The organism is Anaeromyxobacter terrae (assembly GCF_022690685.1).
In the GTDB taxonomy this organism is placed as follows: Bacteria; Myxococcota; Myxococcia; order Myxococcales; family Anaeromyxobacteraceae; genus Anaeromyxobacter; species Anaeromyxobacter terrae.
The window spans coordinates 27704-42435 of the sequence record NZ_JALCYY010000029.1 but is presented as its reverse complement, the minus strand read 5'-3'; the positions used below and the strand labels follow the sequence as shown (position 1 = coordinate 42435).

Annotated in this window: 13 protein-coding genes; 6 read left to right on the top strand and 7 right to left on the bottom strand. The window is 70.9% G+C overall.

Annotated elements, in window-relative coordinates:
- Window positions 1–35 precede the first annotated feature (35 nt).
- The 6 genes from MNY62_RS14240 to ruvX all read right to left on the bottom strand — a co-directional run bounded on the left by MNY62_RS14240 (window position 36) and on the right by ruvX (window position 7769).
- Window positions 36–1328 (bottom strand): peptidoglycan DD-metalloendopeptidase family protein, encoded by a 1293-nt coding sequence (locus MNY62_RS14240; RefSeq protein WP_242344842.1) that lies wholly within the window; start codon window positions 1326–1328, stop codon window positions 36–38.
- A 134-nt stretch (window positions 1329–1462) separates the two neighbouring features.
- The gene (locus tag MNY62_RS14235; protein WP_242344841.1) at window positions 1463–2953 is read right to left on the bottom strand and encodes a SpoVR family protein; all 1491 of its coding nucleotides are present in this window, start codon (window positions 2951–2953) and stop codon (window positions 1463–1465) included.
- Between the two features lie 8 nt (window positions 2954–2961).
- Entirely contained in the window at window positions 2962–4068 is a 1107-nt protein-coding gene (locus MNY62_RS14230) for a DUF444 family protein (protein WP_242344840.1), read from the bottom strand.
- 48 nt (window positions 4069–4116) lie between these two features.
- On the bottom strand, window positions 4117–6189 hold the full coding sequence (locus tag MNY62_RS14225; protein WP_242344839.1) for a PrkA family serine protein kinase: 2073 nt from the start codon (window positions 6187–6189) through the stop codon (window positions 4117–4119).
- A gap of 132 nt (window positions 6190–6321) precedes the next feature.
- Window positions 6322–7359 (bottom strand): endolytic transglycosylase MltG, encoded by a 1038-nt coding sequence (gene mltG, locus MNY62_RS14220; protein ID WP_242344838.1) that lies wholly within the window; start codon window positions 7357–7359, stop codon window positions 6322–6324.
- Window positions 7356–7769 (bottom strand): Holliday junction resolvase RuvX, encoded by a 414-nt coding sequence (gene ruvX, locus MNY62_RS14215; protein ID WP_242344837.1) that lies wholly within the window; start codon window positions 7767–7769, stop codon window positions 7356–7358. Before ruvX ends, mltG begins: the two co-directional genes overlap by 4 nt.
- Window positions 7770–7958: 189 nt before the next feature.
- Here ruvX and MNY62_RS14210 point away from each other — a divergent pair, with 189 nt between their 5' ends.
- The 5 genes from MNY62_RS14210 to MNY62_RS14190 all read left to right on the top strand — a co-directional run bounded on the left by MNY62_RS14210 (window position 7959) and on the right by MNY62_RS14190 (window position 11166).
- On the top strand, window positions 7959–8879 hold the full coding sequence (locus MNY62_RS14210; protein ID WP_242344836.1) for a hypothetical protein: 921 nt from the start codon (window positions 7959–7961) through the stop codon (window positions 8877–8879).
- 11 nt (window positions 8880–8890) lie between these two features.
- Window positions 8891–9310 (top strand): hypothetical protein, encoded by a 420-nt coding sequence (locus MNY62_RS14205; RefSeq protein ID WP_242344835.1) that lies wholly within the window; start codon window positions 8891–8893, stop codon window positions 9308–9310.
- A gap of 176 nt (window positions 9311–9486) precedes the next feature.
- The gene (locus MNY62_RS14200) at window positions 9487–9687 is read left to right on the top strand and encodes a cold-shock protein (protein ID WP_242344834.1); all 201 of its coding nucleotides are present in this window, start codon (window positions 9487–9489) and stop codon (window positions 9685–9687) included.
- Between the two features lie 93 nt (window positions 9688–9780).
- Entirely contained in the window at window positions 9781–10002 is a 222-nt protein-coding gene (gene infA, locus MNY62_RS14195) for a translation initiation factor IF-1 (protein WP_012097326.1), read from the top strand.
- A gap of 30 nt (window positions 10003–10032) precedes the next feature.
- Window positions 10033–11166, top strand: coding sequence for a heparan-alpha-glucosaminide N-acetyltransferase domain-containing protein (locus tag MNY62_RS14190; RefSeq protein WP_242344833.1), 1134 nt, complete (start codon window positions 10033–10035; stop codon window positions 11164–11166).
- Window positions 11167–11239: 73 nt separating this feature from the next.
- Here the strand turns inward: MNY62_RS14190 and MNY62_RS14185 are convergent, their stop codons facing one another.
- Window positions 11240–13084, bottom strand: a complete 1845-nt coding sequence (locus tag MNY62_RS14185) for a transglycosylase domain-containing protein (RefSeq protein WP_242344832.1) — start codon at window positions 13082–13084, stop codon at window positions 11240–11242.
- Between the two features lie 183 nt (window positions 13085–13267).
- Here MNY62_RS14185 and MNY62_RS14180 point away from each other — a divergent pair, with 183 nt between their 5' ends.
- Window positions 13268–14485 carry an energy transducer TonB family protein gene (locus MNY62_RS14180; protein WP_242344831.1) on the top strand — a complete coding sequence of 406 codons (1218 nt, stop codon included), beginning with the start codon at window positions 13268–13270 and terminating at the stop codon, window positions 14483–14485.
- Window positions 14486–14732 lie beyond the last annotated feature (247 nt).

Below are 14732 nucleotides of genomic sequence, written 5' to 3'. Positions count from 1 at the left end.
CGGCGGGGCGGGGACGCAGTCCCCGTGAGATCGACTCAATTCAGCGCCACCGGCCCCGTGAGCTGCGCTCGCAGGGGCGCGATCTTCTCGCGGTAGTCGGGCAGCCAGGCCGCCTGGACCGGCGCCTCGCGCGGAACCTGGATCTGCATCGGGTTCATGTACCTCCCGCCGCGCTTGACCGCGTAGTGGAGGTGCGGGCCGGTCGAGAGTCCGGTCGTGCCGACGTAGCCGATGATCTGCTTCTGCGAGACCTGCTTCCCCGCGGAGACCGAGATCTGCGACATGTGGCAGTAGATCGTCTCGAGCCCGTTGCGGTGGCGCAGGATCACGCTCTTTCCGCAGCCGCCGTTCCAGCCCGCCTGCCGGACCGAGCCGTCACCCACCGCCCAGATGGGCGTGCCGACCGGCGCGCCGTAGTCGACGCCCTCGTGCGCCCGCGTGTATCCGAGGACCGGGTGGCGCCGCATCCCGAAGGTCGAGGTGACGTGCGCGTACTTGAGCGGCGACTTGAGGAACCCGCGCCGCGCGCTGTTGCCTTCGTCGTCGAAGTAGCTCGTCTGGCCGGCCGGGTCGGTGTAGCGGAAGAGCCGCTTGCGGCCCGTCGCGGAGCCGTCGTACTCGGCCGCGAGGACCTCTCCGTATCGGAGGAGCTTCCCGTCGGCGTACACCTTCTCGACGAGGATCCGCATCCGGTCGCCGTTCCGGACGTCCTGGTAGAAGTCGACGTCCCAGGCGAGCACGTCGGCGGCGAGCACGGCGAGGCCGGGGTCCTCCTCGGCGCGCGCCAGCGACTCGTAGAGCGACGACTCGATGGTGACCGCGACGCGGGCCACCTCGGTCGTGAGCTCGACCGGGCGCTTCGTGCCCTCGAGCGTGCCGTCCGGGGCCCGCTCGACGATCCACTCGTCTGCCGCGCCCTGCCGGTAGCTGAAGCGGTGCAGGTCCCCATCCGCGGTGCGCTCGATGCGGAGCTGATCGCCGGGGCGAGCCTTGCGGAAGGGGAAGTGGCCGCGGAGCGCGTCCACGACCTGGTTCACCTCCGCCGCCGCGAGACGGAGCGAGAAGAGCGCCTGGTTCAGGGTCTGGTTCTTCTGCAGCCGCACCGCGACGGTCGTGAAGCGGACGGGCTCGGCAGCGGGGGCGGCGCGGGCGGACGGCGCAACCGCGGGTTCCGCCTGGGCGATCTCGGGGTTGGCCTCGGGCGGGACCGCGCGGATCCGGCCCGCGGCGCCCACCAGGGCGACGGCCAGGATGGAGAGGAAGCCGAGCCCGGCGAGGACGGCGGGGAGACGGCGGCGGCGGGGAAGATCGTCGGCGCGGTTCTGCATCGGCCGGCAATGTAGCAGCAGGTCCGGCGGATCAGAAATCCCGGAGATGGGCGTGTGGGAGCGGGTACGTCGGGTGCCGTGCCGCTATCGGGCGGGGACCTCCGCCCGCCGCGCCGGCGCGGCCGCCGCCGGGGTCACAGCTCCACGCGCCGGTCGCCGTGCTCCTTGCCGTCGAAGCGGAACAGCGTGCCGCGTCCCTCGATCTTCGAGACGAGGTTCACGGGCCGGCGCCAGAGCGACTGGAGGTGCTTCAGGGTGTCGCGCGCGTAGTCGAGCTTCAGGTCCACCCCGTCGTGCTTGTGCACGAGGAGGAGCTCTCCGCGGTTGTCGAAGTTGCCGTCCTCCACCGCGATCATCGGCTGGCCGAAGTTGGTCAGCATGTGGAGGAGCTTCTCCTTCACCTTCTTGAACTCGCGCTCCATGACCTCCCAGCGCTGGTGCTTGTCGTTGTAGCCGTAGGTGAAGAGCCGCTGGTCGAGCACGAACTCGAGGGTGAGGAACTCGTCGATGAAGGTGACGTCGTTGTAGTGCTTGCGGACCTCGAAGATCTTCTCGCGGCCGAGGCCGAGCCGCTTGTCCCAGTGCTTGCGCTCCACGAAGGAGTCGCACTCGTCGTACTCCTTGCCGAAGCGCCCCTTGTTCCAGCGGTCCTCGATGTCGCGCCACAGCTCCACGCCGAGCTTGTACGGGTTGAGCTGGCCGGGGTGCGTCGCGAGCGTGCCGGAGTGGTGGTCGGCGTAGTCGATGATCTCCGACGCCTCGAGGGCCTTCTCCGTCATGATCTTGGAGTGCCAGTAGGTGGCCCAGCCCTCGTTCATGATCTTGGTCTGCCCCTGGGGCGCGAAGTAGTACGCCTCCTCGCGCACGATCGAGAGCACGTCGTGCTCCCAGCGCTCGAGGGGGGCGTGCTCGAGCAGGAAGAGCAGCACGTCGCGCTCCGGGCGCTCGGGGAACTTGCGCTTGCGGGCGGCCTCCTCGTCGAGCCGCTTCTGCTGCGCCTGAAGGAACTCCGGCGGGTTGATGAACTCCCGCATGTACTCGCGCTCGGTCTTGAACCCCTTCGCGACCTTCCGCTCGCCCTCGTCCTCCGGGTGGTCCGGCCGGCGCTTCACGTAGGGCGACTGGTAGTCGATGAGGTTCTCGATGGAGAGGCAGCGGTCGATGAAGTCCTCGACCAGCTCCACCCCGAGCTTGTCCTGGTAGCGGCGGACGCGGGTGGCGTGGTTCGCCATCTGATCCATCATCTTCCGGTTGGTGTGCCGGAACATGAAGTTGTTCTTGAAGAAGTCGACGTGCCCGTAGACGTGGGCCATCACGAGCTTCTGGTCGACGTCCATGTTGGACTCGAGCAGGTACGCGTACGAGGGGTCGTTGTTGATGACCATCTCGTAGATCTTGGAGAGCCCGTACTCGTAGCCCTTCGCGAGCCGCTCGTAGTCCATGCCGAACCGCCAGTGCGGATAGCGGTTCGGGAAGCCGCCGTAGGCGGCGACCATGTTGATCTCGTCGAAGTTCAGGACCTCGAAGATCGTGTCGAAGAAGTCGAGCCCGTACTCGCGGGCGTAGCCCTCGATGCGCTTGCGGATGTCGTGCAGGTGGGCCGGGAGCTGCGTCTTGCGATCCATGCCGTCCCCTAATTGCCCGTCCCGAGGAACGTCTTGATGGATCCGTAGATCCCGTCCTTGTCGGCGATCTCGGAGAGCGCCACGTTGTCGCGCGCGCCGATCGCGTCCTTCAGGTCCTTGATGAACTGGCCGGAGCCGTACGGGCTCTCGACCTGGCCGTAGGCGAAGAGGTTCACCGCGGGGAGGATGCGGTTCTGGAGCAGGTCCACGCAGAGCCGCGTGTCGTCCGCGCTCCAGTTGTCGCCGTCGGAGAAGTGGAAGGGGTAGACGTTCCAGCTCCCCGGCGAGTACTCGGTCTCGATCATCTCCAGCGCGAGCTTGTACGCGGACGAGATCATCGTCCCGCCCGACTCGCGCGTGTGGAAGAAGGTGTCGCGGTCGACCTCGCGCGCGACGGCGTCGTGGATGATGTAGCGGGCCTCGAGGCCCTTGTAGTGCTTGCGCAGCCAGGCGTCGATCCAGAAGGACTCGATGCGGACGATCTCCTTCTGCTCGTCGCCCATCGACCCCGACACGTCCATCATGTAGATGACGACGGCGTTGGTCTCCGGGAGCGGCACCTGCTTCCAGCTCCGGTAGCGCCGGTCCTCGCGCACCGGGACGATGATGGGCTTCCGCCAGTTGTACGAGCCGCTCGCGATCTGCCGCCGCAGCGCCTGCTTGTAGGTGCGCTTGAAGTGGCGCAGCGACTCGGGCCCGGCCGGCGCGACGCCCGTGTACTTGAGCTTGGTCGCGACGATCCGGTCCTTGCCCTTCGGCTGGATGCGGGGGAGGGCGAGCTCCTCGCCGAGGATGTCGGCGAGCTCGTCGAGCGAGACGTCGACCTCGAGGATGTGCTGCCCCTCGCCCTGGCCGGCCTGCCCCGAGCCCTGCTGCCCGTCGCCGGGCGAGAGCGGATCGCCCGGCTCGCCCTCGCCCTGGCCCACGCCGCCCTGCGACCGCTCGCCGAAGACGAAGTGCGGGATGTCGATGGTCGGGACGGGGATGGTGATGAAGTCCTTCCCCTTCTTCCCGATCATCTCGCCCTTCTGGACGTACTTCTTGAGGTTCCGCTTGATGCGGCCGCGGACGATGTCGCGGAAGCGGGCGTGGTCCTGCTTGATCTTGAGTGACATGCGCCGACCACGCTCCCTCGCCCGCGCTCCGGGGCCCTGTTTCGCTCGCTAGTCCTTCGCGTCGCCGCGCGCGAAGATCGAGGCCACGAAGTTCAGGACGTCGGTGGAGCACACCTCGCAGTAGCCGTAGTTCTTGATGAGGCGCTGCTTCACGACGTCGATCTTCTCCTGCGTGTCGCGGTCCACCACCGAGGCGACGAGGTTCTTCAGCTTGATCGAGTCCTTCTGGTCCTCGAAGAGCTTCAGCTCGAGCGCCTTGTGGAGCCGCTCGTTCGTCCGGTAGTTGAAGGTCTTCCCCTCGATCGCGAGCGCGCCGATGTAGTTCATGATCTCGCGCCGGAAGTCGTCCTTCCTGCTCTCGGCGATGTCGATCTTCTCCTCGATCGAGCGCATCAGCCGCTCGTCGGGCTCCTCGTACTGGCCGGTGTACTTGTTGCGGACCTTCTCGCGCTGCGTGTACGCCTTGATGTTGTCGATGTAGTTCGCGCACAGCTTCGTGATCGCGTCCTCGTCCGCGCTGATCGCGCGCTGGACCTCGTTCTTCACGACGTCCTCGTACTCGCGCTTCACGTCGGTGAGGAGGTCGCGGAACCGCTTCCGCTGCTCCTCGGAGGAGATGAGCGAGTGCTGGCGCAGGCCGGACTCGAGCTCGTTCAGCACCATGAACGGGTTCACGCAGCCGTCGCCCTTGTCCGAGACGAGCGCGTTCGAGATCTTGTCCTGCACGTAGCGCGGGCTGATGCCCTCCATGCCCTCGCGCTGCGCCTCCTTGCGGAGCTCCTTGATGTTGTCCTCGGTGAAGTTCGGCAGCGACTTGCCGTTGTAGAGCTTCAGCTTCTGCACGAGGGTGAGGTTGTGCTTCTTCGGCTCCTCGAGCCGCGTGAGCACGCCCCACATCGCCGCCATCTCGAGCGTGTGCGGGGCGATGTGCTTCCCGCGGATCTTGTGGCTGTTGTAGTCGCGCTCGTAGATCTTCACCTCCTCGTCGAGCCGGGAGATGTACGGGATGTCGATCTTGACGGTGCGATCCCGCAGCGCCTCCATGAACTCGTTCGACTGGAGCTTCTTGTACTCGGGCTCGTTCGTGTGCCCGATGATGACCTCGTCGATGTCGGTCTGCGGGAACTTCTTCGGCTTGATCTTGTGCTCCTGGGTGGCGCCGAGGAGGTCGTAGAGGAACGCCACGTCGAGCTTCAGGATCTCGACGAACTCGATGATGCCGCGGTTCGCGATGTTGAACTCACCGTCGAAGTTGAACGCGCGCGGGTCCGAGTCGGAGCCGTACTCGGCGATCTTCCGGTAGTTGATGTCGCCGGTGAGCTCGGTCGAGTCCTGGTTCTTCTCGTCCTTCGGCTGGAACGTGCCGACGCCGACGCGGTCCTTCTCGGAGAGGATGATGCGCCGCACGCGCACGTGGGTCATCACCTTCTCCCAGTCGCCCTTGTACTCCGTCATCAGATCCTTGAAGACGAAGCGGCAGGCCGGGCACAGGTCGCCCGTGTCGGGGATGGTGAAGCCGGCCTCCGGCGGGGCGAGCTCCGTGTAGACCTTGGCGCGCCACTCGTGCGGCACGAGGTGCAGCGGCTCCTCGTGCATCGGGCACGGCATGAGCTCGCGGCGCTTCACGCCGTCGAGGTTGGTGCGCTCGATGTCCCACGCGAACGTGTAGACCGCGCCCTCGGCGGTCTTCGAGTACGCCTCGAGCCCCTTCTTGAGCAGGCGCGCGATGGTCGACTTGGACGAGCCGACCGGGCCGTGCAGGAGGATGACGCGCTTCTCCGTCCCGTACATCTGCGCCGCGCTCTTGAAGACGTTCACGAGCTTCATGAGCGGGATGTCGAGACCGTAGATCGCGTCCTTCCCCCCGAACATGGGATCGGTGAAGAAGTCGTAGCGGATGAGCTTCTTCTTGTTGTCGATGTACTCGGTCTTCCCGTGCGACAGGATCATGTCGTACACGCGCTGGAACGCGGTCCGGGTGATCTTCGGGTTCTGCCGAACGATGGCGAGGTACTCCTCGAAGGAGCCCTCCCAGTGCTGCTCCGAGTATCCCTCGCGATCCTGGAGCGCCGCGATCCGCGACACCCAGCCCGACTGCGTCATTTCCCGGACGTCTCGCATGCGCTCCCTCGAGCTTGCGCCGCCCGAGTTGCGGCGGCTCAAGGGAGCATAAGGTCCGGCGAGGCGCGGTGCAGAGACGCGCGCCCTCGGCGAGCGATCGGGGCTCCCGGGTGGGGAGCGGTGGAGGTGCGCTCAGCGCCCGCTGCGCTTGAAGAACTCCACCTGCCAGCGCTGCACGGCCGCGTTGTGGCAGGCGAGGTCCGGGCAGAAGACGTGCGAGCCGTCGTTGCGGGAGACGAAGTAGAGGTCCTTGCACTGCGCAGGGGCGAGGACGGCGCGGAGCGCTGCGGCCCCCGCGCTGGCGATCGGGCCGGGGGGCAGGCCCGCGGTCGTGTAAGTGTTGTACGGATGGGGCGTGAGCAGGTCCGCGCGGGTGATGTTCTTCGACCAGCGCCCCGTGCGGAGCATCGTCGCGTACATGACGGTGGGGTCCGTCTGGAGCGGCATCCCGATGCGCAGCCGGTTCTCGAACACGCACGCGATGCGCGGCCGCTCGTCCTCGCGCCCGGTCTCCTTCTCGACGATCGAGGCGAGCGTCGCGGCGCGCCCTTCGTCGAGCGTCACCTCCGGCGCTCGGAGCGCGTTCGCCTTCGCGTACTCGTCGTCGAAGCGGGCGACCATCGCCTCGGCGATGGACCGGGCGGAGGCCCCCCGCGGGAAGCTGTAGGTGTCCGGGAAGAGGAACCCTTCCAGGCTGGCGTACGGCACGCCCAGCGCTCGCGCGATCGCCGGGTCGCGGGCCACGGCGAGGAACTCGGCCTCGCCCGCGAGCCCGCTCCGCGCGACGATCGCCGCGACCTCCTCGGCGCGCAGCCCCTCCGGCACGGTGAACCGGTACAGCTTCACCTCGCCGCGGAAGACGCGCTCGAAGACCTCGTCGGGCCGCAGCGGCCCGGCGAACGCGTACTCGCCGGCGCGGAAGGCGCGCCGGTCGCGCTTCACGTAGCGGAAATAGCGCCACGCCACCCGATCGTCGGACAGCACGCCCGCCTGCGCCAGCGTCCGGATCACGGCGCGCGCGCTCGCGCCGGGTGGCACCACGACGACCTTCTCGTCCGGGCCGCCGTACGGCGTCGCTCGGAACGCGACCACGTCGCGCCAGGCGAGGGCCGCCACCGCGCCGGCGGCGACGAGCATGACGAGGACGACGGCGATGACGAACCGCTTCAAGCGTGCCTCCGATCGAGCCAGCCCTGCAGGATGACGGCCGCCGCCTCGGCGTCGACGCGCGCGCGGAGGTCTCGCGCGGAGAACCCCTGCTCGCGCAGCCTCGACTCCGCCTCGAACGTGGAGAGCCGCTCGTCGAAGAGCTCGACCGGCACGCCGGCCGCGCGCCCGAGGTCCGCGGCGAACGCGCGCGCGTGCCGGGCCGCGGGCCCCTCGGTCCCGTCCATGTTGAGCGGGAGCCCGACGACGGCGGTCCCGACCTCCCACTCCCGTACGGCCGCGACGATCGACGAGAGGTCGGCCTCCCGCGATCGGTGCTGCACGACGGACAGCGGCCGCGCGGTGCGGAGCACGTCGTCGGCGAGGGCGAGGCCGATCCGGGCGCGGCCCAGGTCCAGGCCGAGGTAGCGCATCGCGCGGAATCTAGGCGCCGACCGGGCGCGCCGTAAAGGCCGGAGCGCGGCCGGGGGGCGCGCCGCGCGGACCGGTGAGGTGCGCGGAAGTGCGCGGAACCACGGCGCGGCGGGGTGGCACGGGCCGCGCTCGGAGGGGACTGCGCCGGCGCGCTCCTGACCTCGCCGGCCAAGGAAAGGACCCCGCACATGATCTCCGCCGCCACCTCCGGCTCCGGCTCGCCCGCCGCGCCTCTCCCCTCCGCGCCGGCCGACGCATCGGGCCGCTCCTCCGCGTTGCGCGCCGCCGCCGGCGCCGCCGCGCGCGGCCTCGCCGAGCTCGCAATCGAGACCGTCGCCCCCCAGGTCGCCAAGGCCGCGAGGGCGAAGACCTCGAAGAGCTCCACCGCGAAGCGCTCCACCGCATCGCACAGCTCGAGCGCGGGCTACGCGAAGACCGGCTCGACGTCGAAGTCGTCGTCCTCGAAGGCGACCGCGGGCGACCCGTTCGCCTTCCTCGCCGATCCGAAGCTCTCGATCGAGGAGAAGCTGATGCGCCTCCTCGCGCAGCTCAACGCCCGCTACGAGGAGGAGATGCAGCAGCACATGAACGTCCTCGCCGGCAAGGCGTCCTCCGCGGGCAAGTCCGGATCGTCGGGAGGGGCCTCCGGGACGAAGAAGAAGGGCGGGCTCTTCGGTGCCCTGGCGTCCGTGGTGACGAAGATCATCCCGAACGCCGGCCCGCTCATCGACGTGCTCAAGGACAAGACCTTCCAGGCCGCGCTGAAGAAGCTCGGCGGGCCGGTGCTCGCGGCGGGTGCCTCCGCCCTCGGGTTCCCCGCGCTCGCGCCCGTGCTCATGAAGATCGGCCCCGACCTCGCGAGCGGCGCCGTCGACCTCGCGAAGGCCCTCGACGCCGAGACGAAGCCCTCGAGCGGCGGGGCGTCGGGATCGCCGGCGTCGTCGGGCACGGCGGACGGGAAGGGCCAGCTCTCCTCGAGCGAGCAGCAGCTCGAGCTCATGAAGCTCCAGCAGCTCCAGGAGAAGCAGAAGGAGATGTTCAGCATGGTGTCCGCCATCTTCCGGATGCAGCACGAGACCCGGTCCTCGATCATCGGGAACCTTCGCTAGGAGCCGCGCCAATGAACGTCATCGAGGGCACGGAGCAGGGCAGGACGCTCGCGGAGCTGCAGGGGATCCCCCACGAGATCGGCGACGCCATCGCGTGCCTCGCCGAGGCGGAGCTGGAGGCGGGCCGGGTGGAGACCGCGCGCGCGATCCTCGAGGGGCTCGTCGTCACGAACCACGAGGACGCCGGCGCGTGGGCGCTCCTCTCCCAGGCGCACAGGCGCCTCGGTCAGCCGCTCGCCGCGCGCTTCTGCGCCGAGGTGGCGACGAAGCTCGCTCCCGCCGATCCTTTCGTCCGGCTGACGCGAGCCGAGAGCCTGCTCGCGACGCCGGGAGGCGACCGGGAGGATGCGTGCGCGGAGCTGCGGGCGGTCGTCGCCGACCGCGAGGTGGGGGAGCGGGCCCGGGCGCTGCTCGGTGCGCTCTCGCAGTGAATGTTTGCAGGTGCCGTGGGACTTCCAAAGTCCACTTCTTTGCGGTCGATTTGACGCGCGTTCGCTTGACGATTCGCGGTGATTTCGGGGATATTTCGCGCCCAGGCTGGGGGTCCGAGCCACCCTGCCGCCCGGACCGACGGTCGGTCCGGTGACAGGACGAAGGAAGAGAAGCGATGGCGATCGGCACGGTGAAGTGGTTCAACGACGCGAAGGGCTACGGGTTCATCTCTCAGGAGGGCGGGGAGGACGTCTTCGTCCACCACAGCGCCATCGAGATGGACGGGTTTCGCACCCTGAAGGAGGGTGAGCGCGTCGAGTTCGACGTCACCCAGGGCCCCAAGGGGCTTCAGGCGGCGAACGTCCGGCGGCGGTAAAACCCGGGCTTTCTGCGACGATCGAGCGGCCTCGGGTCACCGGGGCCGCTCGCGCTTCAGGCGCGGGCGCGGCAAACGACGAGAAGGGACTGAATGAGCGAGAAGGAAGCCGGCATCGAGGTGCAGGGGACGGTCGAGGAGGCCCTCGCCGGCGGCATGTACCGCGTCAAGGTGGACCAGGGCCCGACGGTGCTCGCCTACGCCTCGGGGAAGATGAAGAAGTTCCACATCCGCATCATCCCGGGCGACCGGGTGAAGCTCGAGCTGTCGCCGTACGACCTCACGCGCGGGCGCATCACCTACCGCGACAAGTGATCCGCGCCGCGCCGCGCCGAGCGGTGCCCGATGACGGCCTCCCGACGCAAGCTCTGGCTCGACTGGCAGCGCGGCCTCGCCGTGCTGTTCATGGTCGAGGTGCACGTGCTCGACGCCTGGCTCGCGCCCGACGCGCGCAGCGGGGCCGCGTACCACGCGCTTCGCATGCTCGGTGGCTTCGCCGCCCCGGGCTTCCTGTACATGGCGGGCCTCTCGCAGGCGCTGGCGGACGCCGCCGCCGAGCGGAAGGGGATCGCCCCAGCCGTCCGACGCGCCTCGGCGGTCCGGCGCGCGCTCTGGCTGCTCGGGGTGGCCTACGGGTTCCGCGCGGTCGAGCTGGTGGTCGGCGGCGCCTGGCGACGCGAGGGAGGCTGGACCGATCTCCTCCGCGTCGACGTCCTGAACGTCATCGCGGTCGGGCTCCTGATGTCGGCGCTCCTCTCGGTCGGCAGGCCCGCCCGGGTGGGCGCGCTCCTCGCGGGCGCGGCCGCGCTCGCGATCGCGCTCGCGACGCCGCTCCTCGCCGACGTGCTGCGCCACTACGACGTCCCGGCGGCCGCGGCCGCGGCGGACACGGCCGCGCGGCAGGCGCCGAACCGGCTCGTGGACGTCCTCTTCGCGTACCTCTACGGAAGCTGGCCGCGCGCGAACTTCCACCTGTTCAACTGGGCCGGCTTCCTCCTCGCGGGCGCGGCGGTCGCGCCGCTCGCGCGCGGCGAGAAGCGGCCGGGGCTGTGGCTCGGGCTCGCCGCGGCGCTCTTCGCGCTCGGGTGGTGGGCGGACCGCTGGGCGCCCGTGTACGCGTACCAGCAGTTCTGGCGGACCTCGCCGTCGTGGTTCGCGATGCGGCTCGCGGTGTGCCTCGCCCTCACGGGCCTGCTCCAGCTCCTGCCGGACGCGGCGGAGCGCGGCCTCGGCTGGCTGACGCTGCTCGGGCGCCAGTCGCTCGTGGGGTACATCGCGTCGGTCGAGCTCACCTACGGCGCGCTCGCGTCGCCGGTGAAGCGAGCGCTCTCCTTCCCCGCGACGGTCCTCGGCATCGCCGCGATGGTCGCGCTCACCTGGGCGATCTCGCTCGGCTGGGAGCGCTACCGCGGACGGGGACGAGCCGGCGGGCAGCGCGGGACCGGCGGCGCCGGGACGCTCCGCGGCGTGGGCGCGTGATCCGCGCCGCCGCCGCGCTGGGCGCCCAGGCGGGCTCGCATCGCTCGCTCGTTCGCGAATCCCGATCGGCCGCCTAACCTTCGCGGAAGACGATCGGCTCCGACAGCGCCCGGAGGAGATCCTCGTCGGAGAGCGCGCCCTGCTCGGTCATCTTGAGCAGGATGTGCTCGACCCGCTGCTCCCACGCGTCGCTCGGGCTGCCCCGCGCGCGCATGCCGTGGTAGCGGATCGGGTTCGGGATGATGGAGGCGAGGAACGCGGCCTCCTTCGCGGTGAGCTCGCGGGCGTCCTTCCCGAACCAGTGCTGCGCGGCCGCCCCGATGCCGAAGACGCCCGGGCCCCACTCGACGAGGTTCAGGTAGATCTCGAGCAGCCGCGCCTTCGGGACGGTCGCCTCGAGCGCGATCGTGATCGCCGCCTCGCGGATCTTCCGGGCGAGGGTCTTCTCGCGCGAGAGGTACAGGTTCTTCGCGAGCTGCTGCGTGATGGTCGAGCCGCCCCGGACGACGCGTCCCTCCTCGGCGCCCCGGGCGAACGCGTCCGCCAGCTCGGTGAAGTCGAAGCCGGGGTGGCCGAAGAAGCCGCCGTCCTCGCTCGTGGTCACCGCGCGGACGACGTGCTCGGGGAGCTCGGCGATGGGAACGAAGGTCGGGGTGCGCGGCCCGATCTCGAACGCGCGGCCGCGCTCTCCGTCGCCGTTCACCGGCTGGTAGGGGAAGGGGCGGCGCAGCGCGACGGGCTCGCCCGCCCTCGAGGCCTCGCGCATCCGCGTGAGGTCGAGCCCCGCGCCGAGGGTCCAGGCTGCGGGCGCGAGCAGCGGCCCGGAGACGTCGAGGTGCGCGTCGAAGGTGCCGCGCGGGCGCGGCGCCTCGGGAGGCGGGGCGAGCGCCGGGGGCAGCGCCGCGACGAGGGCCGTCCAGTCGGCGCCGTCGGCGCGGAAGGAGGCCGTGAAGGGCACCCCCGACCCGAGCCGGGCCTCCGCCGCCAGGGCGACGCGCAGCGCCGCGCCGAGCGAGAGGACGCCGTCCCGGAACGCGACGCGCCGCTCCGCCGCGTCCCAGGTGACGGAGCCCTCGGCGCCGAGCTTGAACGGGCCGAGCGGCTCGTCCGCGACGCGCTCGCCTGAGACGAACAGCCGCTCGCCGGATGCGCGCACCCGCGCGTCGACGTGCGAGAGGTCACCGTCCGACTCGGCGTCGAGCTCGAGCGCGACGACGCCGTCGCTCAGCGTCGCGGGGCCATCGCGCAGCTGCGGCGGGAGGAGGATCGGGGAGAGGCGTTCGAGCCGGAGGCGAGCGCGCCAGCGGTCGTCGCCGATCGTCTGCGCAGTGAGCTGCCCGCTGCCGCCGCCCGGTGCGCGCAGCGAGAGCGCGAACGACGCGCCCGCCGCCTCGCGCGCGGCGGTGAGATCGGCGTCCAGCGGGCCGAGCTCTGCCTGCCCCCGTCCGAGGGGAAGCACCACGACGAGCCCGCGCAGGTGGACCACCGGGAGCGGCGACTGAGGCGCGGGGCGGGGACGCGGTGGCGTCGACGAGCGCGGGTCCGCGACCGCGCCTGGACGCGGCCGCCGATCGAGGAACGCGCGGAGCGCGCGCCCGCGCGGGCCGGGCGACACGCGGATGCCCGAGAGCCGGATGGAGGCGGGCTCCACCCGGCCGCGCAGGAGCCCGAGGAGGCTCGGGCGGACGGCGACGCGGTCGATCCGGACGAGCGGCTCTCGCGCGCTCGCGCCGGGAACGGTGACCGGGCCGAAGGTCGCGCGGAAGAGCGGGTCGATGGAGACGCCGGGCGCGACCGTGACCTCCCCGACGCGCGCGCGGAGCTCCGCGGCGATGCGCTCGCGCAACCAGCGCTCGACGGCGGGCAGGCGGACGGCCGCCTGGACGGCTGCATAGGAGGCGAGCAGGGTGGCGATCACCGCCAGGGCGGCACGTCGTACCCTGACGGGAGGCCGGGCAGGCGACGGCCGCATGTCTTGCTCGGCGCGCATCGCCGCGCGCTGTTTACCGGCCTCCGGCCGGCAGGTCAACCGCGCTGGCGGCGGGCAGGACGCGCACACGGGAGGAAACGGGGAGGCGCTCTGTTACATTCTCCGGGAACCATGACGCCGACCCGCTCACGCCTCCGGCGCCGCATCCGCCGCGACCGTCTCGGGGTCCGTACGCTCCTCGCGATCGCGCTCTCGCTCGGCGCGAACACGCTCCTCGTGTGGGCGCTCCTCTCGGTCGGCGCGTTCGCGTTCCGTGCGCCCGGGCCGGCCCGGCCCGTCGCGCTCACGCACCTGTCGCAGGCGGAGTGGGACGCGAACCGCGCCGTGGGTAGCCGGCCTCCGCCGCCTCCGCGCGTCGCCACGCCCGCGCCGCCGGTGCCACCGCCGCAGCCGGAGCGTCGTCCCGACGGCAAGGTGGTCGAGCTCGCGCCGGACGCGCCGGGGGAGAACGCTGCGCCGAAGGACAGCCGCTACCTGTCCGAGCGGGACCGGCGAGTCGAGAAGGAGACCGTCTCGCGCTACGCCGGCAACTCGCCGAACCTCCTCTCTCGGCCGTCGCCCGGATCGCCTGGGCGCCAGGCGTCGGGTGAGGGTGGCCGTGCGGAGAAGAAGACCGAGGCGAAGGAAGGCGTCCCCGGCCAGCGGGGCACGGGCGCGGACCGCCCGCGCCCGCCGCAGCAGCAGCAGGAGCAGAAGCGGGAGCAGGAGAAGCTCGCCCTGGCGCCCAGCGCGGGCGGCGAGATCCCGCTGGAGCAGCAGCAGCGGAAGGAGCGGACCGAGCAGGGGGCACCCTCACCCGAGCTGCCGGGTTCGCCAGGGGACGGCTCCGACAAGCTGCAGGGGCAGAAGCGCCCGGACCTGTCCCTCGGCCAGGACACGCTCGCGCGGCTCGCGGGGGGTCCGAACATGGACGGCTTCCGCGAGGCGGAGGAGGGCGACGTCACCGCGCTCAACACCCGCGAGTTCAAGTACGCCACGTTCTTCAACCAGCTCCGTCGCGAGATCGGCGCGGACTGGTACCCGCGTGTGCGCGCCGCCGTCCGCGAGCGCGACCCGGAGTTCAAGCACTTCTTCTACAAGGAGCGGACGGTGGTGGTGGGCGTCACGCTCGATCGTGCCGGCCACGTGACCGATCTGTCCGTGCTTCAGTCGTCGAACGTCGACTTCTTCGATCGCGTCGCGATGGCGTCCGTGCGGCAGGCGCAGCCGTTCCCGAACCCGCCCGGCGGCCTGTTCGGCTCCGAGCCTACGACCCGCGTCCCGTTCGTCTTCACGCTCTACCCGTCCGATCGGCGCCCGTTCGTGATGTGGGAGCGCCCGGAGCAGTGACCGGACGTTCGCCCGCCCGCGCGTGAAGCCGGGGCGAGGCGGAGGGCGGCGGCGCGCCCCGCGAGTGCGGGCAGGAATCGAGGTGCGTGCGGTGTTTCCACTCCGCGTGCCCACCTCATCCATCGGCAGGGAAGCGCGCGAGCGGCCGGTCCTCCGCGCCGTCGTGTCCTCCTCGCGCTGGCCCTGAACGCGGCCGCGCTCGCCGCGCTCCACTCGGCCGGCGCGTTCACGCTCGGCCGCCGGGCGT

Coding starts and splice junctions, on each gene's coding strand:
- MNY62_RS14240 (WP_242344842.1), bottom strand. CDS start 1,328: ATGCAGAACCGCGCCGACGATCTTCCCCGCCGCCGCCGTCTCCCCGCC.
- MNY62_RS14235 (WP_242344841.1), bottom strand. CDS start 2,953: ATGGATCGCAAGACGCAGCTCCCGGCCCACCTGCACGACATCCGCAAG.
- MNY62_RS14230 (WP_242344840.1), bottom strand. CDS start 4,068: ATGTCACTCAAGATCAAGCAGGACCACGCCCGCTTCCGCGACATCGTC.
- MNY62_RS14225 (WP_242344839.1), bottom strand. CDS start 6,189: ATGCGAGACGTCCGGGAAATGACGCAGTCGGGCTGGGTGTCGCGGATC.
- ruvX (WP_242344837.1), bottom strand. CDS start 7,769: ATGCGCTACCTCGGCCTGGACCTGGGCCGCGCCCGGATCGGCCTCGCC.
- MNY62_RS14210 (WP_242344836.1), top strand. CDS start 7,959: ATGATCTCCGCCGCCACCTCCGGCTCCGGCTCGCCCGCCGCGCCTCTC.
- MNY62_RS14205 (WP_242344835.1), top strand. CDS start 8,891: ATGAACGTCATCGAGGGCACGGAGCAGGGCAGGACGCTCGCGGAGCTG.
- MNY62_RS14200 (WP_242344834.1), top strand. CDS start 9,487: ATGGCGATCGGCACGGTGAAGTGGTTCAACGACGCGAAGGGCTACGGG.
- infA (WP_012097326.1), top strand. CDS start 9,781: ATGAGCGAGAAGGAAGCCGGCATCGAGGTGCAGGGGACGGTCGAGGAG.
- MNY62_RS14190 (WP_242344833.1), top strand. CDS start 10,033: ATGACGGCCTCCCGACGCAAGCTCTGGCTCGACTGGCAGCGCGGCCTC.
- MNY62_RS14180 (WP_242344831.1), top strand. CDS start 13,268: ATGACGCCGACCCGCTCACGCCTCCGGCGCCGCATCCGCCGCGACCGT.